Source organism: Streptomyces sp. NPDC057682 (genome assembly GCF_042799575.1).
Classification (GTDB): Bacteria; Actinomycetota; Actinomycetes; order Streptomycetales; family Streptomycetaceae; genus Streptomyces.
The window spans coordinates 61,013-83,188 of the sequence record NZ_JBHVIN010000016.1; the positions used below are offsets into that span (position 1 = coordinate 61,013).

The window sequence follows — 22,176 nt, forward strand, 5'->3', positions numbered from 1 at the left end:
GCTCACGGCCGGCGGTCCGACGAGACGGCGACGGATACGCTCCTGTCCGCCACGCTACGCCGCGGGGGCGACCACGGCCGCCCGGGACCACCGCCCTTACCGCGGGACCACCGAACCGCCGCGCCGCCCGTTCACGCCCCGTCGCCCGAGGCCGGTCCCAGCGCCGCGTCGCCCAGCGCCAGCCCCGTCGCGCCCTGCCGCAGCGCGCGCTCCACCAGGTTCGCGAGCGCCACCGCCGCCGCCCGGTGGCCCAGCCCCCCGGGCGGGTGGATGTTCGAGAGACAGGTGCGCTCGGAGTCCCGGCGGCCCACCCGGGGCCCGTACGTCACATAGACCCCGAGACTGTCGGCGGCGCTCAGCCCGGGGCGCTCGCCGATCAGGACGACGACGAGCCGGGCACCGGTCCGCTCTCCCACCTCGTCACCGAGGGCCACCCGCGCCTGGGACGCCAGCACCACGGGGGCGGTGCCCAACGGGCCCAGCAGCGGCCGCAGTTCCTTCAGCAGCGGCAGTGCGTGCGCCCCGACCGCCGTGGCCGACAGCCCGTCCGCGACGACGAACACCAGCTCGTCCGCCCGGACCCCGGAGAGCAGCCCCGCATCGTCCGGACGCACCCGCCGCCCGAGATCGGGACGCCGCAGATACGTGGCGCGGTCGGGGGCGGCGCTGCGCACCTCCACGACCCGGTGCCCCGTCAGCCCCGCCCGCAGCGCCGAGAAGTCCACCGGCGTGTGCACGGCGTCCCGTGCCAGGGCGTGCGCCGCCTGGAACTCCAGCAGCCGGCCGACCGGCAGCCCCGCCCCGGTCCGCCCCAGCCCGATCCGGGCCGGGGTGCGCCGGCGCAACGGCTCCCACAGCTCCGGCGGGACCTCCCCGTCCATCAGGCCCCCTCGATCATCGCGGCCATCCCGGCCGTCAGCCCGGAGTGCGGCACCGGGCTCCGCAGCGCCCCCGCGTCGTCGTACATCCCCATCCGCTCCAGCCAGGCCTCGAACTCCGGCGCGGGGCGCAGATTCAGGGTCTCGCGTACGTACAGGGCGTCGTGGAACGAGGTGCTCTGGTAGTTCAGCATCACGTCGTCCGCCCCCGGCACCCCCATCACGAAGGTGCACCCGGCCACACCGAGCAGCGTCAGCAGGGTGTCCATGTCGTCCTGGTCGGCCTCGGCGTGGTTGGTGTAGCAGACGTCGCAGCCCATCGGCAGTCCGAGGAGCTTCCCGCAGAAGTGGTCCTCCAGACCGGCCCTGACGATCTGTTTCCCGTCGTACAGATACTCCGGACCGATGAAGCCGACCACCGTGTTGACCAGCAGGGGACGGAACCGGCGCGCGACCGCGTACGCCCGCGCCTCCAGCGTCTGCTGGTCCACGCCGTGGTGCGCGTCCGAGGACAGCGCGCTGCCCTGGCCGGTCTCGAAGTACATGACGTGATCGCCCACCGTGCCCCGCTCCAGGGAGAGCCCCGCCGCGTGCGCCTCGCCGAGCAGGGCGAGGTCCACGCCGAACGCGCGGTTGGCGGCCTCGGTCCCGGCCACCGACTGGAAGACCAGATCGACGGGGGCCCCGCGCTCGATGGCCCGGAGGGTCTGGGTGACGTGCGCCAGCACACAGCTCTGGGTGGGGATCTCGTACCGCTGCCGGATGTCGTCCGTCAGCCGCAGCAGATCGACGACGGCGCCCAGCGCGTCCGAGGCCGGATTGATCCCGATCACGGCGTCGCCGCAGCCGTACAGCAGCCCGTCCAGCACGGAGGCCGCGACACCGCGTGGGGAGTCCGTGGGGTGGTTGGGCTGCAGCCGCACCGACAGCCGGCCGGGCAGCCCGATGGTGTTCCGGAACCGGGTGACGACCGTGCACCGGCGCGCCACCTGGATCAGGTCCTGGTTGCGCATCAGCTTGCTGACGGCGGCCGCCATCTCGGGGGTGACGCCCGGCGCCAGGGCGGACAGCGCCTCCGTGGTCGCGGCGGGGGAGAGCAGCCAGTCGCGGAAGCCCCCCACGGTCAGCGAGGCGACCGGGGCGAACGCCGCCGCGTCGTGCGTGTCCACGATCAGCCGGGTGACCTCGTCGTCCTCGTACGGGACGACCGCCTCGTCCAGGAAGGTCCGCAGCGGTACATCGGCCAGCACCCGGCGGGCGGCCACCCGCTCCGCGTCGCTGCCGGCGGCGAGCCCCGCCAGTTCGTCCCCCGAGCGGGCGGGGGAGGCCCGGCCCAGCACCGTGCGCAGATCGGGGAAACGGAATCCGGCGGGGCCCACCGAGGCCGCGTAACGCGTCACCGGCCGGACCGGTCAGACGCCGACGGCGTACGGCGTGAAATCGTCGAGCATCACGACCCAGCCCTCGTCGCGGAAGACCTGCGTGCCCTCGTCCCGCACCGCGGCGTCCTCCGTCGCCCGCTCCACCCAGGACTGCGGATCGGGGCCGAGCAGTTCCCGCAGCCGGGGCGAGGCGGCGAGCAGTTCGCCGAGCAGGGCGGCCTGGTCGCCCTGGGCGGGGCGCGGGGCCCCGTCCGGACCGGCCAGCACCCCCATCGCGCTGGTGTACAGATGGGCCTCGTCCAGCAGCGTCCCGTTCGGCAGCCGCATCGGGTACGCCTCCCGGGGCAGCACCACCCGGGTGTAGAAGGGCAGTTCGGTCTCGTCGACCGCCTTCAGCTGGTCGTCGTCCAGCCAGGTCACCGCAAGTGTCCGCTCGGCCGTCCGGTCGGCGAACGGGGCGGTCGCCACGTAACCGGCCGGGTAGATGTGCGCGCACATACCGATGGAGATGCCCCGGGTGCTCACCGGCACCATCGGGACCGTCCCCGACAGGCCCCGGCTCACCAGCTTGTTGTTCAGCTGGGCGGGGGAGGCGTTGGAACCGACCGAGACCGCGGGGTGCCGTTCGGCGAGCGGGGCCAGCCCCTCCGCCTTGAGGTGGTCGTCGAGCGGGACCGGCCCGTCGTCGGTGAGGACGTTCCAGCCGTGGACGGGGCCGTCGTCGGCCTCCAGTTGCAGCAGACACCCCTGGTGCAGGAGGGACGGCTCCGTGATCGGGCGTCCGGGATAGGTGAGCGGGGCCTTGGCGGGAACGGTGGCAAGGCCGAGGGCTTGCAGCGAACGGTTCAGCACCCTGCTTCTCCTTATCGGCGACACGGTCGACTGGGGCGAGCTTGCCACAGGGCGACGGCAACGGCGGTGAACGCGCGGGCACGCCGCCCGGAAGTCCCGCCCGACGTGACTAGAATTGACGCCTCACGGCCCAAGTAGCTTGAACGGGGGGCTCATTGATGATGCTCACGCGAGCGATGATCAGCGGGCGGGGCCATCCGCGTTTCCGTACCTCGCTGCGGTGGTGGATCGCCGAACGGACCGTGCCGATGCTGTTCGCCCTGGCCATCGGCGGCCTCGTGCTGTTGTCCGCCGCGATGGCCGCAGGTCTGACGCTGACGCTGAACTCGCCACGCGGCCTCGCGGACCGGCTCGGTGACGGGCACGAGATGCTCATCCTCACCCTCCAGTCGCTGCGGGCCTGTGTGGGCACGGACAACCTCAGCCCGCAGGAGGGCAACACCGCCCACGAGGTCCTCTCCACCGTCGCCTCCGTCATCGGCGCCGTCGTGCCCGCCACCCTCATCGGTGTCGTCTTCATCAAGCTCTTCTCGGTACGGCCCTTCGTCTGGCGCCGCAAGGTCAGTCTCAGCTACGCCCACCAGGCCGACGCCCGCGAGTTCGCCGAGGCGCACGCGGGGAGCGACGACCGGATCATCGCCGTGCGGTTCTACAACCGGATGGAGAACCTCTCCATCATCGACCTGACCGCCCGCGTCTACCTCTGGTACCTGCGCACCTCGCCCCACGACGGCACCCCGGTCTTCTACAAGCAGCCGCTGCGGGTGCTGGACCAGCAGGGCCGGCCGGCGGACGAGCGGAACTGGTTCGTCATGGACCGGGGCTCCCCCTTCACCATCTGGATCCCCGTCGAGGCCGCGGTGCCGACTCTGCCGATGACCCGGATACAGGGCACGGATCTGGCGGGCGCCGAATCGGTGCGGATGCTCGTCCGGCTGACCGCCAAGGCGGGCGGACTGGGGACCGAGGTGTTCGGCGAGCGCTGGTTCGACCTGGGCGGCGACGACTTCGAACTCGGCCGCTTCGCCCCGCTCAAACCACGGGTGGACGCGGACATCCGCACCTGGGACGGGTGGCGCCGGTTCGACGAGCTGCACACCCCCGAACCGGCCGCCCGCGAGGAACTGCCACCGCCCGTGAAGGAACCGTCGCCCCTGCACGGGGCGGCTCCCGTGAAGGGCGCGGCTCCCGTGAAGGAGGCCGCGCCCTCCCGCCGCGCCCGGACCGGCTGGGCCCGGTTCCGCGGCCGCTACGCCGCCCCGCGCACCGCCGCCTCCCGCCCCGCGACCGGCGGCTGACCCGCCTGGGGCAGGTCCTAAGGTGGAGCGATGAGTTACCCGACCCCGCCCGGCTGGTACCCGGACACGGCCGCGCCCGGCACCGAACGCTGGTGGGACGGCGCGGCCTGGACCGCCCACGTCCGCCCCGGCGCCGCGTCCGTGCCCGCACCCGTGCCGGTGGCCCCGGGGGCGCCGCGCGGCGGTGGCGTCCGGACCGTCGCGGTGGTGGCCGCCGCCGCGGTGGTCGTCGGGGCCGCCGTGACCGGAGCGGTGCTGCTGACCGGCGACGACGGCGACACCCCTGTCGCGAGCGGGTCCGCGAGTACCGCGCCGCGGCCCGCGCCGACCGGGACGGACACCGCGTCCGGCCCCGCCCCGGACGGCTCGCCCGACGCATCGGACCCGGCGGTCCTCGTCGACCAGCTCAACGGCATCACGCTGCCGATCCCCGCCGGCTGGGAGCGCCCCGAGAAGACCGTCGAGGAGATGCTCACGATGCGCACCACCGGCTCCTACGACTGCCCGGGTGCCTCCTCGTCGTTCTGCTACCACGGCACCGTGACCACCCGGACCGCCGGCAACACCGACGCCACCACGCCCCGGGCCATCGCCGAGGAGGACATCGTGGAGGCCGCGAACCGGGCGTACGACGAGGACGTCGTCGGACGCCGGATCCACGGCGGCATCACCTCGCACCGGCAGATCGCCGCGGGCCCGGTGACCGTCGCGGGCCGCACCGGCTACCGGGTGCGCTGGCGGGTCCTCACCGGCAAGGGACCGGGCGGCTATGTGCAGTCGACGGCCTTCCCCTCGGCGGTCGGCAGCGAGTCGCCCGTCGTCGTCCGGTACGCGTTCGACGCCGGCCCGGACGGGCCGCCGCTCGCCCTCATGGACACCCTCACCCGGGGCATCCGGCCGATCGGCGACACCGCGACCGACGGGGGCGTCGGCAGCTCGATCGCCCCCTGACGGGCCGGCGGACGGCGGACCGTCAGGGTCAGAGGAAGGTGCGGCCCTCGCCCCGGTACGTCGGCGCGGTCGCCGTCACCCGGTCGCCCTCGATCAGGTGCAGGGTGTCGAACCGCTCGCACAGCTCCCCGGCCTTCGCGTGCCGGAACCACACCTTGTCGCCGATCAGCAGATCGTCGGCCGGGGCGCCCAGCAGCGGGGTCTGCACCTCGCCGGGCCCCTCCTGCGGGTCGTAGCGCAGCCCCTCGGGGAGATACGGGACCGGCAGCCGGTCCGCGCCGGCCGCACCGGACGCCGGATAGCCGCCGCCGAGCACCGTCACCACGCCCACACCGGGCCGCCGCACCACGGGCTGCGCGAACAGGGCCGCCGGACGGGCGCTGAACGAGGTGTAGTTGTCGAAGAGCCGGGGCACGTAGAGGCCCGATCCGGCGGCGATCTCGGTGACCGCCTCCTCCGCCGCGGTGTGCTGCACACTGCCGGTGCCGCCGCCGTTGACGAACTCCAGGTCCGGGGCCACGGCACGGACCGCCCGCACCACCTCGGCCCGCCGGGCCGCCAGTTCCCTGCGCGCGGTGGCCTGCATCAGCCGGATCGCCCGGGACCGCAGCGGCCGCCCCGCGACCGAGTCGCCCACCCCGGCGATATGCCCCTCGTACGCCATCAGCCCCACCAGCCGGAACCCCGGCCTGCGCGCCACCGACCTGGCCAGCTCGGTCAGTTGCGCGGGGGTGCGCAGCGGGGAGCGCAGCGCGCCGATCCGGACCCGGCCGCCGAGCATCCGCAGCGAGGTGTCCAGTTCCAGACAGACCCGGATCTCCTCGGTGCCCCCGGCCCGCGCCGCGTCGATCAGCTCCAGTTGCGCGTGGTCGTCCACCATCACGGTCACCGCGGCGGCCAGCTTGGGATCGGCGGCCAGTTCGGCGAAGGCCGCCCGGTCGGCCGACGGATAGGCGAGGAGCACGTCCTCGAAGCCGGCCCGCGCCAGCCACAGCGACTCCGCGAGCGTGAACGACATGATCCCGGCGAACCCGGGGCGCGCCAGCACCCGTTCCAGCAGTGCCCGGCACCGCACCGACTTGCTCGCCACCCGGATCGGCTTCCCCGCCGACCGTCGGACGAGGTCGTCGGCGTTGGCGTCGAAGGCGTCGAGGTCGACGACGGCGATCGGGGCGTCGAGATGGGCGGTGGCCCGGTTGTAACGGGTCCGGTCAGCGGCACGGGCAGTCATGGCCGCAGCTTGCCAGACGACCGTACCGCTGGGTAGGGGGACGATCCGCGCAGATCGGCCGCCCCGGACCGGCCGGCACCGCGCCCGCTCCCACCGGGGCCGCCGCAGCCCGTAGAGTGACGGGCACGCGGCGAGCGACGCGCCTGTCCGTGCGGGCGGATCGCACGGGCGGTACGGAACGGACCAGGGGGGCGGATGAGTACCGAGGCGCAGCGCGCTCCCGTCCCACCCCGCCCGACCCACCCACCCCGCGTCCCCCCGGCCCCCGCGGACCCGCCATCCGCTGCGGCCCCCGCGGACCCGCCATCCGCCCCGGCAGCCGAGGAACCGGCCCGGCTTCCGGCCGCGACGCCCTTCCCGGACGCCGCACCGGCGCCCGCACCGCCCGTCCCGAACCAGGCCCCGACGACCGCCACCTCCGCGCCCGCGTCACCGCCCACCGCCACACCCACCCGCCCCTTGCCCCCTGCGTTCGCCGAGGGGCCGGCCTCCACCGGAACTCCCGCGCCCGCCTCGGCCGGAGCTTCCGGGCCCGTTTCGGCTGCGGTGTCGCCGGGGGCCCCGCTCAGCCGGAACCCGGCATCCGCGTCCGCCGCGACGCCCGCCCCGGCCGGAGGTTCCGGGTCCGTTATGGCTCCGGTGCCGACGGCCGTTGCGCCGAGCCGGAATCGGGCATCCGCGTCCGCCGCTACGCCTACCCCGGCCGGAGCTTCCGGGCCCGTTTCGGATCCGGTGTCGCCGGCCGCTGCGCCGAGCCGGAGTGCGGCATCCGCGTCCGCCGCCACGCCCACCCCGGCCGGAACCCCCGCGCCCGCCTCCGGGGCGGCCCCCGCCGCGTGCGCCGCCCGTATCCCCGACGACGGGAACGAGCAGCGGAAACCCATACCTCAGGCCGCCCCGCCCGCCGTGCCTCCGGCACCCGCCTCCGTCCCTGCCGCGCCTCATGCCTCGTCGTCGGCCGCACCCGCGACGCCCGCCCCGGCGCCCGCCGTCCCTTCCGGGGCGCCCGCCTCCGCGCCCGCGAGCGCGCCCCTTCCGCAGCCCCGCCCCCCGACGGGGCAGGGCCCGGTGTCCGGCACCGGCGGCCCTGCGCAGAGCCCCGCGCCCGGCAGCGGTGGCCCGGCCGCACCCGCCCCCGCACACGTGCCCAGCCCTCCCGAGTCGCCCCCGCCGCCCGCCCCGAGGGGCCCCGCCGCACCCCCGGGGCCCCGGGCCTCCATGACGGACGGGGCGGGTGAGCCGTCGCCCGCCGAGACCACCGCGCGGCTGCGGCCCGTGCCGTCGGCGGCGCCGGTCCCGGGCAGGAGCGCGCAGCCGGGTGCCGCGCCGCTTCCGCCGCTGCCGCGCACCCCGCCCCCGGCGACCCGGCGGCGGCCCGTGGGCGCGGTGGATCTCGGGGGGCCGCCGGCCAGGGGCGCGTCCGCGCCGTACGCGTACCGGCCCGCGTACACCGGCGTGCCCGCCGAGACGCCGGCCGAACGGACCGCGCGGCTGCGGCCGGTGCGGGTGCGGCACCCGTTCAGGACGGCGGCGGCGGCCGTCTGCGTCGTCCTCGGACTGGGGCTGATCGGCGGGGCGGCCACCGGCAGCTGGCTGATCAGCGACTCGGAGGCCGATCCGGCGGAGCACAGCGCGTACACCGTGGGCGCCGCGGCCTGGCACAGCATTCCGGTCGACACCCTGTTCCCGCCCACGCTCAAGGGCGACGGGGCGGGGCCGGGCCGCTCCGACCGGGTCTGGACCCGGATCGCGGTCGCGCCGGACGGCGGCTGCGCGGAAGGGCTCGACCCGCTGCTCCTCAAGACCCTGGCGCAGGCCGGCTGCGCCCGGCTGCTGCGCGCGACGTACACCGACGCGACACACAGCAGCGTGATCACGGTCGGGATGGTGTTCACCGAGGCCGACGCCGCGGGCATGCGGGCGCTGAGCACCCGCTTCACCACCGAACACCTCGACACGCGCGCCGACCTGATGCCCCGCCCGTACGCAGTGAAGAACACCCCGGCCGCCGGGTTCGGCGACCGGCAGCGGGCCAGCTGGACCGTGCACGTGCTGACCGAGGTGCCCGTCGTCGTGTTCTCCGTCTCCGGGTTCGCCGACGGGCGGAAGGTCGCCGATCCGCAGCCCGCCGACAAGGCCATGGTGCCGAACGCGACGACCGCCGCCGCCCAGGCCGGTCTGGGCCACGAGGCCCGGGGCGTGGCCGACCGGATCGAACGCGGACTGCGCCGCACCGTCGCCGACCTCACGGAGAAGCCCGAATGATCCGCCGCGCCCGCGCCCGCTCCCGCGGACTCCTCGGCGCGGTCTGCGCCGCCACCGCGCTCACCCTGCTGCCCGTGACGCCCGCGGGTGCCGACACCATCCGGGCCCAGCAGTGGGGGCTGGACGCCCTGCACACCGAGAAGGCCTGGAAGACCACCCGGGGCAAGGGGATCACCGTCGCCGTCGTCGACACGGGCGTCGACGGAACCCTGCCCGACCTCGCGGGACAGGTCCTCCCCGGCAAGGACCTGATCGGCTTCGGCGCCGCACGCGGCGACCGCTCCTGGGCCCGGCACGGCACGGCCATGGCCGGGATCATCGCCGGACGCGGCCACGGCGACGGACGCGAGGCAGGCGTCCTCGGCGTGGCGCCCGAGGCGCGGATCCTGCCCGTCCGGGTCATCCTCGAAGCCGGCGACCCCGCCCGCGCCAAGGCCCGCAAGACCAGGGGGACCGCCCTCGCCGACGGCATCCGCTGGGCCGCCGACCACGGTGCCGACGTCATCAACCTCTCCCTCGGCGACGACAGCGCCTCCGCGCACCCCGAACCCGGTGAGGACGCGGCCGTCCAGTACGCCCTGAAGAAGGGCGCCGTCGTCGTCGCCTCCTCCGGCAACGGCGGCGAGAAGGGCGACCACATCTCCTACCCGGCCGCCTACCCGGGCGTGATAGCGGTCGCCGCCGTCGACCGGTACGGCACCCACGCCTCCTTCTCCACCCGGCGCTGGTACGCCACCGTGAGCGCCCCCGGCGTCGACATCGTCGTCCCCGCACCGGACCGCAAGTACTACGTGGAGTGGGGCACCTCGGCCGCCGCCGCGTTCGTCTCCGGCGCCGTGGCCCTGGTCCGTGCCGCGCACCCCGGGCTCACCCCGGCCCAGATCAGGAAGCTCCTCACCGACACCGCGCGCGCCGCTCCGTCCGGCGGCCGCGACGACGCACGCGGCTACGGCATCGTCGACCCCGCCGCCGCGATCAAGGCGGGCGCCGCGCTGCGCCCCGAGGACACTCACGCCGGTTCCACCGCCGGCTACCACAAGCGGTACTTCGGGTCCGGCCCCGCCCCGGCCCGCCCGGACGACGGCCCGGCCGGCTGGCTCGCCCCGGTGGCGGGCGGACTCGGCGCGCTCCTGCTCGCCCTGGCGGTCCTGCTCTGGCGCGGCCGGGGACCCCGCGCCCGCACCCCACGCCGCTGACCGCCGCTACTGCCCATTGCCCGTCGCCACGTCCTGCCTTGCGCCGCTGACTGCCGCCACCGCGCCCTGCCCGTCGCCACGTCCTGCCTCGCGCCGCCGACCGCCACCGCGCCTCGCCCGTCGCGCGTTCCGCCCGCCCGGCCCCGCCCCGGCGGTCGACCCCGGCGTCGCTCAGCCGTCGTTCCCGGCCCGGACCACACCCACGGCCGCCTCCGCCACCGACTCGACCCGCGCGATCCCCGCCTCCTTGGTGCGCTGCCCGGCGGCGAGCACCGCGACCAGACAGGGATGGCCGTCCACCGTGACGCGGCCGATGCTGTTGATGTTCCACAGTCCGGTGGCGGTCCTCGGCATCCAGCCGTTCTTCAGTGCCCCGCCGCTGCCCGCCGCCGACACCCCCCACCGCTGGTCGGCCTGGACCCGCGCCATCAGCCCCCGCAGATATGTCCGGGACGCCGGCTCCAGCACGGCGTCCTCGTCGTCGGTGAACACCGCCTCCAGCAGCGTCAGTTGATCGGCCGCCGTGGTCCGGGTCAGCCCCCACGCCCGCGCGGCCTTCGTCGAGGTCAGGCCGAACCGCTCGTTGGCCGCGTCGAGACCGTCCGCCCCGCCCACCGCCGCGAACAGCGCGGTCGCCGCGTCGTTGTCGCTGCGCCCGATCATCACGGCCGCCCGCGCACGCTCCGTCGAGGTCAGCGCGCGCCCCTCCTCCTGGGCGCGCAGCAGCAGCGCGGCGAGGATGTCGACCTTGACGATGCTCGCCGTGTCGTACGTCTCCTCCCCGCCCCCGTACACCGCGCGGACCCCGGTGTCCCGGTCCAGCACGGCCACCGACACCGCCTCCCCGTCCGCGTCCGCCAGCAGCGGTTCCAGGGCCGCCGCCAGCTCCGTGTCCCGGTCCTCCACCACTGCCCCGCCCTCCGCCGCCGGCGCCGGGGCGGACGCCGCCGGCGACACGGACGATACGGAGGCCGAGGCGGCGGGCACCTGACGCGGCGACCGGCCGGACAGGTACGCGCCCCCGGCCGCCGACGCGGTCAGGACGAGGGCGGCGGTCAGGGAGACGGACAGGGCGGAACGGCGGAGAGCATGACGGGCCATGCCCCGGACGCTAGGAACCGAGGCTGGCAGCGGCCTGGGTCCGACCTGTCGAACGGATGAGAAAGCCCAGGCACTACGCTCGCCCTGTGGCGCAGAAGAACATTCCGGACCCCGGATACTCCGACGACGACGGCTCGGCCGACCCCGCCCTGACCGAGGCCCTGACCGCATGGTCCACCGACCGCGCGGCCGTCGGCCCGGTGCTCGAAGCCCTCAAGGGGGCCCGGCTCCTGGTTCCCGTGGTCGCGGTCCTCGGCGAGGTGGAGGAGGACGAGAACGGGCTGCGCCGCGAGAAGACCAGCGACATGGCGGTGCCCACGCTCCAGGCGGGTGACCGCCGCGCCCTGCCCGCCTTCACCTCCACCGCAGCACTGGCCCTGTGGGACCCCGAGGCGCGCCCCGTCGCCGTACCCCTGCACCAGGCCCTCCAGGCCGCCGCGCACGAGAAGGCCGACACCGTGGTGCTCGATCTCGCGGGCCCCGTGGCCTTCGAACTGACAGGCTCCGCCCTGCTCGCCCTGGCCGAGGGCCGGACCAGCGCCGATCCGCTCGACGACCCGGCCGTCACCACCGCCGTGCGCGCGGCCGTCGCCGCCGAGCCCGCCGTGCTCCGCGCCCATCTGGGCCCCGGCCGCGCCGACGGCACTCTCGCTCTGGTGCTGGCCGCCGGCGCCGACCCCGCTGAGGCGGCGGGCCGCGTCGCGCGCGCCCTGGCGGCCGACGAGGTGCTGCGCGCCCGGCTGGTGCGCGGACTGGACCTCGCGCTGCTCCCGGCCGACGCGCCGGCACCAGGCGAGGCCCTGTTCACGCGCTGAACCGCCCCCGTACGCCGTGAGCCCCCCGCCGGTGCGGCGGGGGGCTCACGTACGGAAACGGTCGGGACGGGCGGCTGCTCAGCCGAAGACGGGGCCGGTGTACTTCTCGCCGGGTCCGTGACCGGGCTCGTCCGGCACCACCGACGCCTCGCGGAAGGCCAGCTGGAGCGACTTCAGACCGTCGCGGAGCGGGGCCGCGTGGAAGGAGCTGATCTCCGTGGTGCTCGCGTCCAGCAGCCCGGCCAGGGCGTGGATCAGCTTGCGGGCCTCGTCCAGGTCCTTGTGGTCGTCGCCGTCCTCGGTCAGCCCGAGCTTCACGGCGGCGGCGCTCATCAGGTTGACGGCGACCGTCACGATCACCTCGACGGCGGGCACCTCCGCGATGTCGCGGGCCATGTCGTCGAAGCCGGGGGTCTCACTGGTGGGGGTCGCGTCACTCATGCGCCATACGATAGGCCCCCGGCCCGCCCCCTCCGTCCCCGGGCGCGGATGCGCACACCGGTTCGCGCTTGCACGGGCGAGCTGCTAACCTTGTGTAACGACCGGCTGGGTGCCTATGCGCCCGGCCCACAAGTGGAGGCTCCGATCTCCCACCTGACCGTCCTCCGGGACGGCGGGTCACCGGTCAGGTGGCGCCCATCGTTCCGTACGGACGATGGAGCCGCCCGATGCGCCCCGCGGTTGACCGTGGCGGTGTTCCGGTTGTCCAGGAGCCCCGCATGTGTCCCGGCGGGGCATTTTTCATGGCCTTGCGCGGTTGGTCTTGTCTGAAACAGACGTTACGCGGCTGTCCGCCAGGCGGTCGCGTGGTGCTACCGAGGAGGATCCATCAGCGCCGAGCCCCGCATCAACGACCGGATTCGCGTGCCCGAGGTGCGACTTGTCGGTCCCAGTGGCGAGCAGGTCGGAATCGTGCCGCTTGCCAAGGCCCTGGAACTCGCACAGGAGTACGACCTCGACCTGGTCGAGGTGGCGGCTACCGCCCGTCCGCCCGTGTGCAAGCTCATGGACTACGGGAAGTTCAAGTACGAGTCGGCCATGAAGGCCCGTGAGGCGCGCAAGAACCAGGCGCACACGGTCATCAAGGAGATGAAGCTCCGGCCGAAGATCGACCCGCACGACTACGACACCAAGAAGGGTCACGTCGTCCGGTTCCTCAAGCAGGGTGACAAGGTCAAGATCACGATCATGTTCCGTGGTCGTGAGCAGTCCCGCCCCGAGCTGGGCTTCCGACTGCTCCAGCGTCTGGCTTCGGACGTGGAGGAACTCGGCTTCATCGAGTCCAACCCGAAGCAGGACGGCCGGAACATGATCATGGTTCTGGGCCCGCACAAGAAGAAGACCGAAGCCATGGCCGAGGCCCGCGAGGCCCAGGCCGCCCGCAAGGCCGAGCGTCAGGGTACGTCCGACGCCCCGGCCGCGGACGAGGCTCCGGCCGAGACACCTTCCGAGGCGTGACCTCCGGGGGCCGCCATCCAGGCGCCCCCGGGTCCACCCCGGAACCCATGAAGATCTGACGCCCCTGCTATCCGGTGCCCGCACCGAGAGGGGCGCCACTGACGAGGAGAGAACGGCGCGATGCCGAAGAACAAGACGCACAGCGGTGCCAGCAAGCGCTTCAAGATCACCGGCTCCGGCAAGGTGCTCCGCGAGAGGGCCGGCAAGCGCCACCTGCTCGAGCACAAGTCGTCCAAGAAGACCCGCTCGCTGACCGGCACGGTCGTCGTGGCTCCGGCCGACGCCAAGAAGATCAAGAAGCTTCTCGGCAAGTGAGGCGTCGTTCCGGGTGACACCCGGGACGCGCCCTCGATCCGACCGGGACCAATTCGTTTCCGGGCCGTGTGAGGACACCCACGGCCCCGCTACAAGGAGTTAACAAGTGGCACGCGTCAAGCGGGCAGTCAACGCCCACAAGAAGCGCCGGGCGATCCTCGAGGCCGCCAGCGGTTACCGCGGTCAGCGCTCGCGCCTGTACCGCAAGGCCAAGGAGCAGGTCACCCACTCCCTGGTCTACAACTACAACGACCGCAAGAAGCGCAAGGGCGACTTCCGTCAGCTGTGGATCCAGCGCATCAACGCCGCTGCCCGCCAGAACGGCATGACGTACAACCGCCTCATCCAGGGTCTGAAGGCCGCCAACATCGAGGTGGACCGCAAGATCCTGGCCGAGCTCGCGGTCAACGACGCCAACGCGTTCGCCGCCCTCGTCGAGGTCGCCCAGAAGGCCCTTCCGAGCGACGTCAACGCCCCGAAGGCCGCCTGATCCAGGCCGCATTTCTTGGCTTCTGAGCCGGACCCGCAGGCGCGCGCCGTCTGCGGGTCCGGTGCGTTGCACCCCCGGACCCTTTCGTCCGGACCTTTTTCGTCCCGCAAGAGAGGCGCGCCGCCGACATGGGCACCCCCGAACTGATCTCCCCGCGTTCGCCCCGGGTCGCCGCCGCGAGGCGGCTGGCCAGGCGCAACTTCCGCGGCAAGGAGCGCAGGTTCATCGCCGAGGGGCCGCAGGCCGTGCGCGAGGCCGCGGACCACCGCGGCAGCGACGGCGAACCCACCCTCATCGAGCTGTTCGCCACCGTCGAGGCCGCCGAGCGCCACACCGCCATCGTCGACGCCGCCCTCGCCGCCGGCGCCCGTGTGCACCTCGCCGACGGCGAGGTCCTGGCCGATGTGTCGCAGACCGTCACCCCGCAGGGCCTGATCGGCGTCTGCCGCTTCCTGGACTCGCCCTTCGACGCCGTCCTCGCCGCCCGGCCCCGGCTCGTCGCCGTCCTCGCGAACGTCCGCGACCCCGGGAACGCCGGCACCGTGCTGCGCTGCGCCGACGCCGCGGGCGCCGACGCGGTCGTCCTCACCGATGCCTCCGTCGACCTGTACAACCCCAAGTCGGTCCGCGCCTCCGTCGGCTCCCTCTTCCATCTGCCGGTCGCCGTCGGCGTACCCGTCGAGACGGCGGTAGGAGGACTGCGGGAGGCGGGCGTACGGATCCTCGCCGCCGACGGGGCGGGCGAGAGGGACCTGGACGACGAACTCGACGCCGGCACCATGGGCACCCCCACCGCCTGGGTCTTCGGCAACGAGGCCTGGGGCCTGCCCGAGGAGACCCGCGCCCTGGCCGACGCCGTCGTCCGGGTGCCCATCCACGGCAGGGCCGAGAGCCTCAACCTCGCCACCGCCGCCGCGGTCTGCCTCTACGCCTCCGCCCGCGCCCAGCGCCCCCGCCGTACCACGGGCTGACCCGCCCGCTCCACCCCGGCGTCGCAGGGTGTCGCTCCGTCACCGCGGGCTAGTAGGGTGACGGACTCGGGGGCCCACTGCACCGGTTCGAGAGGTGGGGTACGGGAAATGGCTGTCGGCATGAGCGGGTCGCGGGCGACAGGGGCGGCCGTGGCACGCCCCGCCGGGGACCCGGACGGGGTGACCGTCGCGGGCATCGGCCCCGGCGGCCGCGCACTGGACCCGGACGACCTTCCCGACGGGCTCGTCGTCGCTGACGGGACCGGCCGGGTCATCTGCTTCAACGCCGCCGCCGCCCGGATCACCGCACAGTCCCCGGCGGCCGCGCTGGGCCGCCCGCTCCAGCACGTCCTGCCGCTGGAGGACCTCAAGGGCCGCCGCTGGTGGGAGCTGACCGACCCGTACGGCGGCCTCGCCACCCGCGTCGGCCAGCCCGAGCGCAATCTGCTGCTGCCCGGCGGCCGCGAGGTCCTCGTCTCGGCGCGCTACGTACGGGAGAGTCCGACCGGACCGGTGTGCCGGCTGGTGATCAGCCTGCGCGGCACCGAGGCCCGCCGCCGCAACGAACGCAGCAACGCCGAACTCATCGCCACCGTCGCCCACGAACTGCGCTCGCCGCTCACCTCCGTCAAGGGCTTCACCGCCACCCTGCTGGCCAAGTGGGAACGCTTCACGGACGACCAGAAGCGGCTGATGCTGGAGACCGTCGACGCCGACGCCAACCGCGTCACCCGGTTGATCGCCGAACTGCTGGACATCTCCCGGATCGACTCCGGCCGGCTGGAACTCCGCCGCCAGCCCGTCGACCTCTCCGCCGCCGTCGAACGCCACGTCCAGGCCCTCACCGCCACCGGCCAGGACCCCGGCCGCTTCCTCGTCCGCACCTGCCAGCCGCTGCCCCAGGTCTGGGCCGACCCCGACAAGGTCGACCAGGTCCTCGGCAACCTCCTGGAAAACGCGGTGCGCCACGGCGAGGGAACCGTCACCATCGAAGTGGCCCCCGCGACGGCATCGATCGACGAGAAGGGAACGGCGGTCACCGTGAGTGATGAAGGTCCCGGCATTCCCGAGGAGTCGATGGGCCGTGTCTTCACCCGCTTCTGGCGGGGGAGCAAGCGCGGCGGCACCGGCCTGGGCCTCTACATCGTCAAGGGCATCGTCGAGGCCCACGGCGGCACGATCACGGTCGGGCGCGGGCCCGGGGGCGGCGCCGAGTTCCGATTTATGCTGCCCGTGGCTGCGCCGGCCTACCTGAAGTAGCGGCCCCGGCGGCCCACGGGCGCCTCCTTCATCTTGTGACCCTTAGACTCGACCATTGGCACCTTTGCGTCCTCCGGTCGTCGAGCGGGGTCGCGCCACCAGCCAATCGGAAGTACGGGAAGAGATGTCGGCACCGAACAAGTCGTACGACCCAGTCGAGGTCGAGGCACTGAAACCGGAAGAGATCGAGCGCATGCGGGACGAGGCGTTCGCCGCCTTCGCCGTCGCCGGTGACCTCGACGCGCTCGCCCAGGCGAAGACCGCGCACACCGGTGGTACCTCCCCCCTGTCGCTCGCCAACCGTGAGATCGGCGCGCTGCCCCCGCAGGCGAAGGCCGAGGCCGGCAAGCGCGTCGGCCAGGCCCGCGGCGCCGTGGCCAAGGCCCTGGCCGCGCGCCAGGCGGAGCTGGAGGCCGAGCGGGACGCCCGGGTCCTGGTCGAGGAAGCGGTGGACGTCACCCTGCCCTACGACCGCACCCCGGCCGGCGCCCGCCACCCCCTGACGACCATCATGGAGCGCGTCGCCGACGTCTTCGTGGCCATGGGCTACGAGATCGCCGAGGGCCCCGAGGCCGAGGCCGAGTGGTTCAACTTCGACGCGCTGAACTTCGTGCCCGACCACCCCGCGCGCCAGATGCAGGACACCTTCTTCGTCGAGGGCGCCGACGGCGCGAAGACCGACGAGTCCGGAGTCGTGCTGCGCACCCACACCTCCCCGGTCCAGGCCCGCACCCTGCTCGACCGCGAGCCCCCGGTCTACGTCGTCTGTCCGGGCCGGGTCTACCGCACCGACGAGCTCGACGCCACGCACACCCCGGTCTTCCACCAGATCGAGCTGCTCGCCGTCGACGAGGGCCTGACCATGGCCGATCTGAAGGGCACCCTCGACCACATGGTCCAGGCGCTCTTCGGCCCGGACATGAAGACCCGGCTGCGGCCGAACTTCTTCCCGTTCACCGAGCCGTCCGCCGAGATGGACATGGTCTGCTACGTCTGCCGCGGCGAGTCCGTCGGCAACCCCGACCGCCCCTGCCGCACCTGCGGCAGCGAGGGCTGGATCGAGCTGGGCGGCTGCGGCATGGTCAACCCCAAGGTGCTCATCGCCTGCGGCGTCGACCCGGAGAAGTACAGCGGATTCGCCTTCGGCTTCGGCATCGAGCGGATGCTGATGTTCCGCCACCACGTTGAAGACATGCGAGACATGGTCGAGGGAGACGTCCGGTTCACCCGGCCCTTCGGGATGGAGATCTGATGCGCGTCCCGCTTTCCTGGCTGCGGGAATACGTCGACCTGCCGGTCACCGAGACCGGCCGCGACGTGCAGGCCAAGCTCGTCGGGGTCGGCCTGGAGGTCGAGACCGTCGAGCGGATCGGCGCCGGCCTCCGGGGCCCGCTGGTCGTCGGACAGGTGCTGACCATCGAGGAGCTGGAGGGCTTCAAGAAGCCCATCCGCTTCTGCACGGTCGACGTCGGCACCGCCAACGGCACCGGCGAGCCGCAGGAGATCGTCTGCGGCGCCCGCAACTTCTCGGTCGGCGACAAGGTCGTCGTGGTCCTGCCCGGCGCCGTGCTCCCCGGCGACTTCGCCATCGCCGCGCGCAAGACGTACGGCAGGACCTCGCACGGCATGATCTGCTCCACCGACGAACTCGGCATGGGCGACGACGGCACGCACGGCATCATCGTGCTCCCGCCGGAGCACGAGGCGGGCACCGACGCGATCGAGCTGCTCCAGCTCGTCGACGAGGTCCTCGACATCGCCGTCACCCCGGACCGCGGCTACTGCCTGTCGATGCGCGGTGTCGCCCGCGAGACCGCCACCGCGTACGGGCTGCCGCTGCGCGACCCCGCGCTCCTCGACGTGCCCGCGCCCAACGCGTACGGCTACCCGGTGAAGGTCTCCGACCCGATCGGCTGCGACCGCTTCACCGCGCGCACCGTGACCGGCCTCCAGCCCGAGGCCCGGTCCCCGATCTGGATGCAGCGCCGCCTCCAGAAGGCCGGCATGCGCCCGATCTCGCTCGCCGTCGACGTCACCAACTACGTGATGCTCGAACTGGGCCAGCCGCTGCACGCCTACGACCGCAGCCGCATCGAGGGCCCGATCGGCGTGCGCCGCGCCGAGCAGGGCGAGAAGCTCACCACCCTCGACGGGCAGGTCCGCGTCCTGGACGCCGCCGACCTCGTCATCACCGACGACCGGGGCCCCATCGGCCTCGCGGGCGTCATGGGCGGGGCGAACACCGAGATCGCCGACGCCTCGGAGGAGGCGCACACCACCGAGGTCGTCATCGAGGCCGCGCACTTCGACGCGATCTCGATCGCCCGGACCGCGCGCCGCCACAAGCTGTCCTCCGAGGCGTCCAAGCGCTTCGAGCGCGGCGTCGACCCGCAGGCCGCCGCCGCTGCCGCGCAGCGCACCGTCGACCTGCTGGTGCTGCTCGCCGGCGGCACCGCCGAGGCGGGCGTCACCGAGATCAGCGCCCCGTCCGCGCCCCGGACCATCACCATGGCGGCCGACCACCCCGACCGGGTCGCCGGTGTCGCCTACGGCCGCGAGACCGTCGTACGCCGCCTCCAGGAGGTCGGCTGCGACGTCTACGGGCAGGACGAGCTGCTGGTCACCGCGCCCTCCTGGCGCCCCGACCTGAACGAGCCGAACGACCTGGCCGAAGAGGTCATCCGGCTGGAGGGCTACGAGAACCTGCCCTCCACCCTCCCCACCCCGCCCTCCGGCCGCGGGCTCACCGACCGCCAGCGGCTGCACCGCCGCGTCGGCCGCGCCCTGGCCGGCGCCGGATACGTCGAGGCGCTGAACTACCCGTTCATCGGCGAGGCGGTCCTCGACCAGCTCGGCCTGGAGGCGGACGACGACCGCCGCCGCACGGTCAAGCTGGTCAACCCGATCTCCGACGAGGAGCCCTCGCTGCGCACCACGCTGCTGCCGGGCCTCCTCGGCGCGCTGCGGCGCAACGACGGCCGGGGCAGCCACGACCTCGCGCTCTTCGAGACCGGCCTGGTCTTCCGGCCCACCGGCCGGGAGACGAAGCCCGTCCGGCTGCCCGTCGACCGGCGCCCCTCCGACGAGGAGCTCGCCACGCTCGACGCCGCCCTGCCGTACCAGCCGCGCCAGGTCGCGGTGGTCCTCGCGGGCGCCCGCGAGCAGGCCGGCTGGTGGGGCAAGGGCCGCCCGGCGGACTGGGCGGACGCCATCGAGGCCGCCCGCACCGTCGCACGGGAGGCCGGTGTCGAGCTGACCGTCCGCGCCGACCGGCACGCGCCCTGGCACCCGGGCCGCTGCGCCGCGCTGTACGTGACGGCCGACGGAACGGAGACCCTCGTGGGGCACGCGGGCGAACTGCACCCGCGCGTCATCAAGGAACTCCACCTGCCGGCCCGCAGCTGCGCCATGGAGCTGCGGCTCGACCTGCTGGAGCAGGCCGCCGACGGCGCGCTGCAGGCGCCCCGGATCTCCACCTTCCCGGTGGCGACCCAGGACGTCGCGCTCGTCGTCGACGCGTCCGTCCCGGCCGCCGACGTGGAGCGGGCCCTGCGCGAGGGCGCGGGTGAACTCCTCGAATCGCTGCGGCTGTTCGACGTGTTCACCGGCGAGCAGATCGGCGCGGGCAGCAAGTCCCTGGCGTACGCGCTGCGCTTCCGCGCGGGCGACCGCACGCTGACCGTCGACGAGGCGAGCGCCGCGCGCGACGCGGCGGTCGCGCTGGCCGCCGAGCGCACCGGCGCGGTGCTGCGCGGCGCGTAGCACCCACGCGGAGAGCGAAGGGAGGGGCGTGTCCGGCCACCGGACACGCCCCTCCTCCGTACTCGCCGGGCGGCACGGACCGCATACGGGCCCGGCACGGGCCGGGGGCAACCCCGGCCGTCGGCCGACCCCGTGGCCACCCTCCGATCCCTGGGCAGTGGGTCGTGCGATCCGGCGCCGCCCGCGCTGCCGCGGAGTGTCGGGCAGGTCGGCAGGGCGGACGGCGCGGGAGCGGGCCGTCGTGCTGTACGAGGGGGAGCAGACGACCCGGCCGCCTCTTGCGAGGACAACCATTCAAACCGTCCGCGCAGCGCCGCGACAGCGTGCGCGACGGGACGGTTCGGGCATTCCGTTCACACCCCGTGTGAATCGTGCTCCACTGGGGCGACACGTCCGTGGCGTGCCGATCCACCCGGAGGGGGCGATGGGGGCAATGGAGCCCAATACCTTGCTAGAGGCGCTGATCGACGAGGCGGGTGTCTCCCGGGCCGGACTGGCGGCCCATGTGAACCGGGCGGGGCGGGACCGGGGACTGTGTCTGCGCTACGAGCACACCGCGGTGGCCCGCTGGCTGAAGGGCCAGCGCCCGCGCGGCCAGGTCCCCGACCTCATCTGCGAGGTGCTGGGCCACCGTCTGAGCAGGGCGCTCTCGCTCGACGACATCGGCATGGCGTTCCCCGCCGGCGGTCCGGCCGCCCCCGCCTCCTCGCTCACCGGCTTCGTCGAACGGACCACCGCCCTGTGGCGCTCGGACGAACAGCAGCGCCACGGACTGGCCGCCGCCCCGGCCGCCACGGGGACCACGGCGGTGATGCCCGTCTGGGAATGGGAGAACCCGCCGGAGGACGCCGACGTCTCCCGGACCGGGCCGCGCCGCGTCGGTACGGCCGACATAGCGATGCTGCGGGCCGCGCGCGCCCACTACGAACTGATGTATCGCAAGGCGGGCGGAATCGCGACGCGTTCGCGCATCATCGGCTTCCTCAACGCCGAGACGGCCCCGCTGCTGCGCGGCGGCTACAGCGATGCGACGGGGCGTCAGCTGCACCGCGCGACCGGCGCGCTGGTGGCCGTCGCCGGGATCTGCGCCTACGACTCCGACGCGCACGGACTGGCCCAGCGCTACTTCCACCAGGCGCTGCGGCTGGCCAAGGCGAGCGGCGACCGGGGACTCGGCGGCTATGTGATCGCGCTGCTGGTCAACCAGTCGCTGTTCCTGGCCGAGTACCGGCAGTCGGTCGCCTTCGCCGAGTCCGCGCTGCGGGCCGCCGGGGGCGAGATCACCCCGGCACTGGCCGCCGATCTCCACGCGATGCAGGCCAAGGCGTACGCCCATCTCGGCGACGGACCGAACGCCCGGCGGTGCATCCGGCACGCCGAGTCCGAGGCCGCGCGGATCCGTCCCGAACGGGAGCCGGACGAGACCGGGTACGTGCAGCCGGGGCTGGTCGACGTCCAGGTGGCGGAGGCGCTCCTCGGCCTCGGGGACCTGCCGGCCGCCGTCGAGCACGCCGCCGCCGCGGTGCGCACCCCGGCGCACGACCGGGGCCGCGTCCACCGGCTGGCCATCCTCACCACGATCGAACTGCGCCGGGGCGAGGCCGACCGGGCCGCGGTCATCGCGACGGAGATGGCGGAGCGTGCCGGCGGCATGGAGTCGCGGCGGCTGCGCGACCGGCTGCGCGAGGTGCGTGGACAGTTGGTGGCCAGCGGCAGCGCCGAGGCCGGACGGGCCGCCGCTCTGGTCGAGGGGGCGCTGCGCGTACCGCTGTGAGGAACCTCCGTCGTGGGGGGGGGGGGGCGGGCCCCCCCCCCCCCCCCCCCCGGGGGGGCCGGGGGCGCGACCCCCCACCCCCCCGGGGGGGCGGGCCCCCCCGGCGCGACGGGGGGGGGGGGGGGGGGGGGGGGGGCGCGGGGGGGGGGGGGGGGGGGGGGGGGCGGGGGGGGGGGG

Annotated in this window: 19 protein-coding genes; 13 read left to right on the top strand and 6 right to left on the bottom strand. The window is 74.3% G+C overall.

The annotated features are described in order from the left end of the window. Nucleotides 1-131: 131 nt before the first annotated feature. The 3 genes from eutC to ACFVDM_RS27435 are packed head-to-tail and all read right to left on the bottom strand — an operon-like array spanning nucleotide 132 to nucleotide 3,112. Nucleotides 132-881 (bottom strand): ethanolamine ammonia-lyase subunit EutC, encoded by a 750-nt coding sequence (gene eutC, locus ACFVDM_RS27425; RefSeq protein ID WP_383645608.1) that lies wholly within the window; start codon nucleotides 879-881, stop codon nucleotides 132-134. Beyond that, nucleotides 881-2,278 (bottom strand): ethanolamine ammonia-lyase subunit EutB, encoded by a 1,398-nt coding sequence (locus tag ACFVDM_RS27430; RefSeq protein WP_383645611.1) that lies wholly within the window; start codon nucleotides 2,276-2,278, stop codon nucleotides 881-883. The genes eutC and ACFVDM_RS27430 overlap by 1 nt, the downstream gene beginning before the upstream one ends. A gap of 12 nt (nucleotides 2,279-2,290) precedes the next feature. After that, on the bottom strand, nucleotides 2,291-3,112 hold the full coding sequence (locus tag ACFVDM_RS27435; RefSeq protein ID WP_383645612.1) for a hypothetical protein: 822 nt from the start codon (nucleotides 3,110-3,112) through the stop codon (nucleotides 2,291-2,293). A 158-nt stretch (nucleotides 3,113-3,270) separates the two neighbouring features. Between ACFVDM_RS27435 and ACFVDM_RS27440 the strand changes: the two genes are divergently transcribed. Beyond that, nucleotides 3,271-4,410, top strand: coding sequence for a hypothetical protein (locus ACFVDM_RS27440; RefSeq protein WP_383645614.1), 1,140 nt, complete (start codon nucleotides 3,271-3,273; stop codon nucleotides 4,408-4,410). Between the two features lie 30 nt (nucleotides 4,411-4,440). Beyond that, on the top strand, nucleotides 4,441-5,361 hold the full coding sequence (locus ACFVDM_RS27445; protein WP_383645615.1) for a DUF2510 domain-containing protein: 921 nt from the start codon (nucleotides 4,441-4,443) through the stop codon (nucleotides 5,359-5,361). A 28-nt stretch (nucleotides 5,362-5,389) separates the two neighbouring features. On the opposite strand, the gene ACFVDM_RS27450 is transcribed toward ACFVDM_RS27445, so the two are convergent. Then, nucleotides 5,390-6,592, bottom strand: a complete 1,203-nt coding sequence (locus ACFVDM_RS27450; protein WP_383645618.1) for an amino acid deaminase/aldolase — start codon at nucleotides 6,590-6,592, stop codon at nucleotides 5,390-5,392. A gap of 1,338 nt (nucleotides 6,593-7,930) precedes the next feature. Here ACFVDM_RS27450 and ACFVDM_RS27455 point away from each other — a divergent pair. Then, nucleotides 7,931-8,857, top strand: coding sequence for a hypothetical protein (locus tag ACFVDM_RS27455; RefSeq protein ID WP_383646142.1), 927 nt, complete (start codon nucleotides 7,931-7,933; stop codon nucleotides 8,855-8,857). After that, complete coding sequence (gene mycP, locus ACFVDM_RS27460; protein WP_383645621.1) at nucleotides 8,854-10,053, top strand: type VII secretion-associated serine protease mycosin; 1,200 nt, start codon at nucleotides 8,854-8,856, stop codon at nucleotides 10,051-10,053. The genes ACFVDM_RS27455 and mycP overlap by 4 nt, the downstream gene beginning before the upstream one ends. A 171-nt stretch (nucleotides 10,054-10,224) precedes the next feature. Here the strand turns inward: mycP and ACFVDM_RS27465 are convergent, their stop codons facing one another. Then, the gene (locus ACFVDM_RS27465; RefSeq protein ID WP_383645624.1) at nucleotides 10,225-11,154 is read right to left on the bottom strand and encodes a serine hydrolase; all 930 of its coding nucleotides are present in this window, start codon (nucleotides 11,152-11,154) and stop codon (nucleotides 10,225-10,227) included. Between the two features lie 86 nt (nucleotides 11,155-11,240). Between ACFVDM_RS27465 and ACFVDM_RS27470 the strand changes: the two genes are divergently transcribed. After that, the gene (locus ACFVDM_RS27470; RefSeq protein ID WP_383645627.1) at nucleotides 11,241-11,969 is read left to right on the top strand and encodes an SseB family protein; all 729 of its coding nucleotides are present in this window, start codon (nucleotides 11,241-11,243) and stop codon (nucleotides 11,967-11,969) included. A 78-nt stretch (nucleotides 11,970-12,047) separates the two neighbouring features. Here the strand turns inward: ACFVDM_RS27470 and ACFVDM_RS27475 are convergent, their stop codons facing one another. After that, nucleotides 12,048-12,410 carry a DUF1844 domain-containing protein gene (locus ACFVDM_RS27475; RefSeq protein ID WP_383645630.1) on the bottom strand — a complete coding sequence of 121 codons (363 nt, stop codon included), beginning with the start codon at nucleotides 12,408-12,410 and terminating at the stop codon, nucleotides 12,048-12,050. A gap of 387 nt (nucleotides 12,411-12,797) precedes the next feature. Between ACFVDM_RS27475 and infC the strand changes: the two genes are divergently transcribed. The 8 genes from infC (at nucleotide 12,798) to ACFVDM_RS27515 (ending at nucleotide 21,999) form a co-directional block, all read left to right on the top strand. Next, on the top strand, nucleotides 12,798-13,427 hold the full coding sequence (gene infC, locus ACFVDM_RS27480) for a translation initiation factor IF-3 (protein WP_383646147.1): 630 nt from the start codon (nucleotides 12,798-12,800) through the stop codon (nucleotides 13,425-13,427). A gap of 120 nt (nucleotides 13,428-13,547) precedes the next feature. Continuing rightward, nucleotides 13,548-13,742, top strand: coding sequence for a 50S ribosomal protein L35 (rpmI, locus tag ACFVDM_RS27485; RefSeq protein WP_003970213.1), 195 nt, complete (start codon nucleotides 13,548-13,550; stop codon nucleotides 13,740-13,742). 106 nt (nucleotides 13,743-13,848) lie between these two features. Continuing rightward, nucleotides 13,849-14,232, top strand: coding sequence for a 50S ribosomal protein L20 (rplT, locus tag ACFVDM_RS27490; protein WP_003970214.1), 384 nt, complete (start codon nucleotides 13,849-13,851; stop codon nucleotides 14,230-14,232). Between the two features lie 128 nt (nucleotides 14,233-14,360). Beyond that, the gene (locus tag ACFVDM_RS27495; RefSeq protein ID WP_383645634.1) at nucleotides 14,361-15,203 is read left to right on the top strand and encodes a TrmH family RNA methyltransferase; all 843 of its coding nucleotides are present in this window, start codon (nucleotides 14,361-14,363) and stop codon (nucleotides 15,201-15,203) included. Between the two features lie 108 nt (nucleotides 15,204-15,311). Beyond that, complete coding sequence (locus tag ACFVDM_RS27500) at nucleotides 15,312-16,463, top strand: ATP-binding protein (RefSeq protein WP_383645638.1); 1,152 nt, start codon at nucleotides 15,312-15,314, stop codon at nucleotides 16,461-16,463. A gap of 124 nt (nucleotides 16,464-16,587) precedes the next feature. After that, nucleotides 16,588-17,715: a phenylalanine--tRNA ligase subunit alpha gene (gene pheS / locus ACFVDM_RS27505; RefSeq protein ID WP_383645641.1), complete on the top strand. Its 1,128-nt coding sequence runs from the start codon at nucleotides 16,588-16,590 to the stop codon at nucleotides 17,713-17,715. Further along, nucleotides 17,715-20,225 (top strand): phenylalanine--tRNA ligase subunit beta, encoded by a 2,511-nt coding sequence (pheT, locus tag ACFVDM_RS27510; protein WP_383645643.1) that lies wholly within the window; start codon nucleotides 17,715-17,717, stop codon nucleotides 20,223-20,225. The genes pheS and pheT overlap by 1 nt, the downstream gene beginning before the upstream one ends. Nucleotides 20,226-20,658: 433 nt before the next feature. Next, entirely contained in the window at nucleotides 20,659-21,999 is a 1,341-nt protein-coding gene (locus tag ACFVDM_RS27515; protein ID WP_383645648.1) for a transcriptional regulator, read from the top strand. The last annotated feature ends 177 nt before the right edge of the window (nucleotides 22,000-22,176 follow it).

Bases quoted from the DNA above. Each gene is read 5' to 3' on its own strand.
- mycP (WP_383645621.1), top strand. From the start codon at position 8,854: ATGATCCGCCGCGCCCGCGCCCGCTCCCGCGGACTCCTCGGCGCGGTC.
- ACFVDM_RS27515 (WP_383645648.1), top strand. From the start codon at position 20,659: ATGGAGCCCAATACCTTGCTAGAGGCGCTGATCGACGAGGCGGGTGTC.
- ACFVDM_RS27445 (WP_383645615.1), top strand. From the start codon at position 4,441: ATGAGTTACCCGACCCCGCCCGGCTGGTACCCGGACACGGCCGCGCCC.
- rpmI (WP_003970213.1), top strand. From the start codon at position 13,548: ATGCCGAAGAACAAGACGCACAGCGGTGCCAGCAAGCGCTTCAAGATC.
- pheT (WP_383645643.1), top strand. From the start codon at position 17,715: ATGCGCGTCCCGCTTTCCTGGCTGCGGGAATACGTCGACCTGCCGGTC.
- ACFVDM_RS27465 (WP_383645624.1), bottom strand. From the start codon at position 11,154: ATGGCCCGTCATGCTCTCCGCCGTTCCGCCCTGTCCGTCTCCCTGACC.
- pheS (WP_383645641.1), top strand. From the start codon at position 16,588: ATGTCGGCACCGAACAAGTCGTACGACCCAGTCGAGGTCGAGGCACTG.
- ACFVDM_RS27440 (WP_383645614.1), top strand. From the start codon at position 3,271: ATGATGCTCACGCGAGCGATGATCAGCGGGCGGGGCCATCCGCGTTTC.
- ACFVDM_RS27495 (WP_383645634.1), top strand. From the start codon at position 14,361: ATGGGCACCCCCGAACTGATCTCCCCGCGTTCGCCCCGGGTCGCCGCC.
- ACFVDM_RS27475 (WP_383645630.1), bottom strand. From the start codon at position 12,410: ATGAGTGACGCGACCCCCACCAGTGAGACCCCCGGCTTCGACGACATG.
- ACFVDM_RS27450 (WP_383645618.1), bottom strand. From the start codon at position 6,592: ATGACTGCCCGTGCCGCTGACCGGACCCGTTACAACCGGGCCACCGCC.
- eutC (WP_383645608.1), bottom strand. From the start codon at position 881: ATGGACGGGGAGGTCCCGCCGGAGCTGTGGGAGCCGTTGCGCCGGCGC.
- ACFVDM_RS27500 (WP_383645638.1), top strand. From the start codon at position 15,312: ATGGCTGTCGGCATGAGCGGGTCGCGGGCGACAGGGGCGGCCGTGGCA.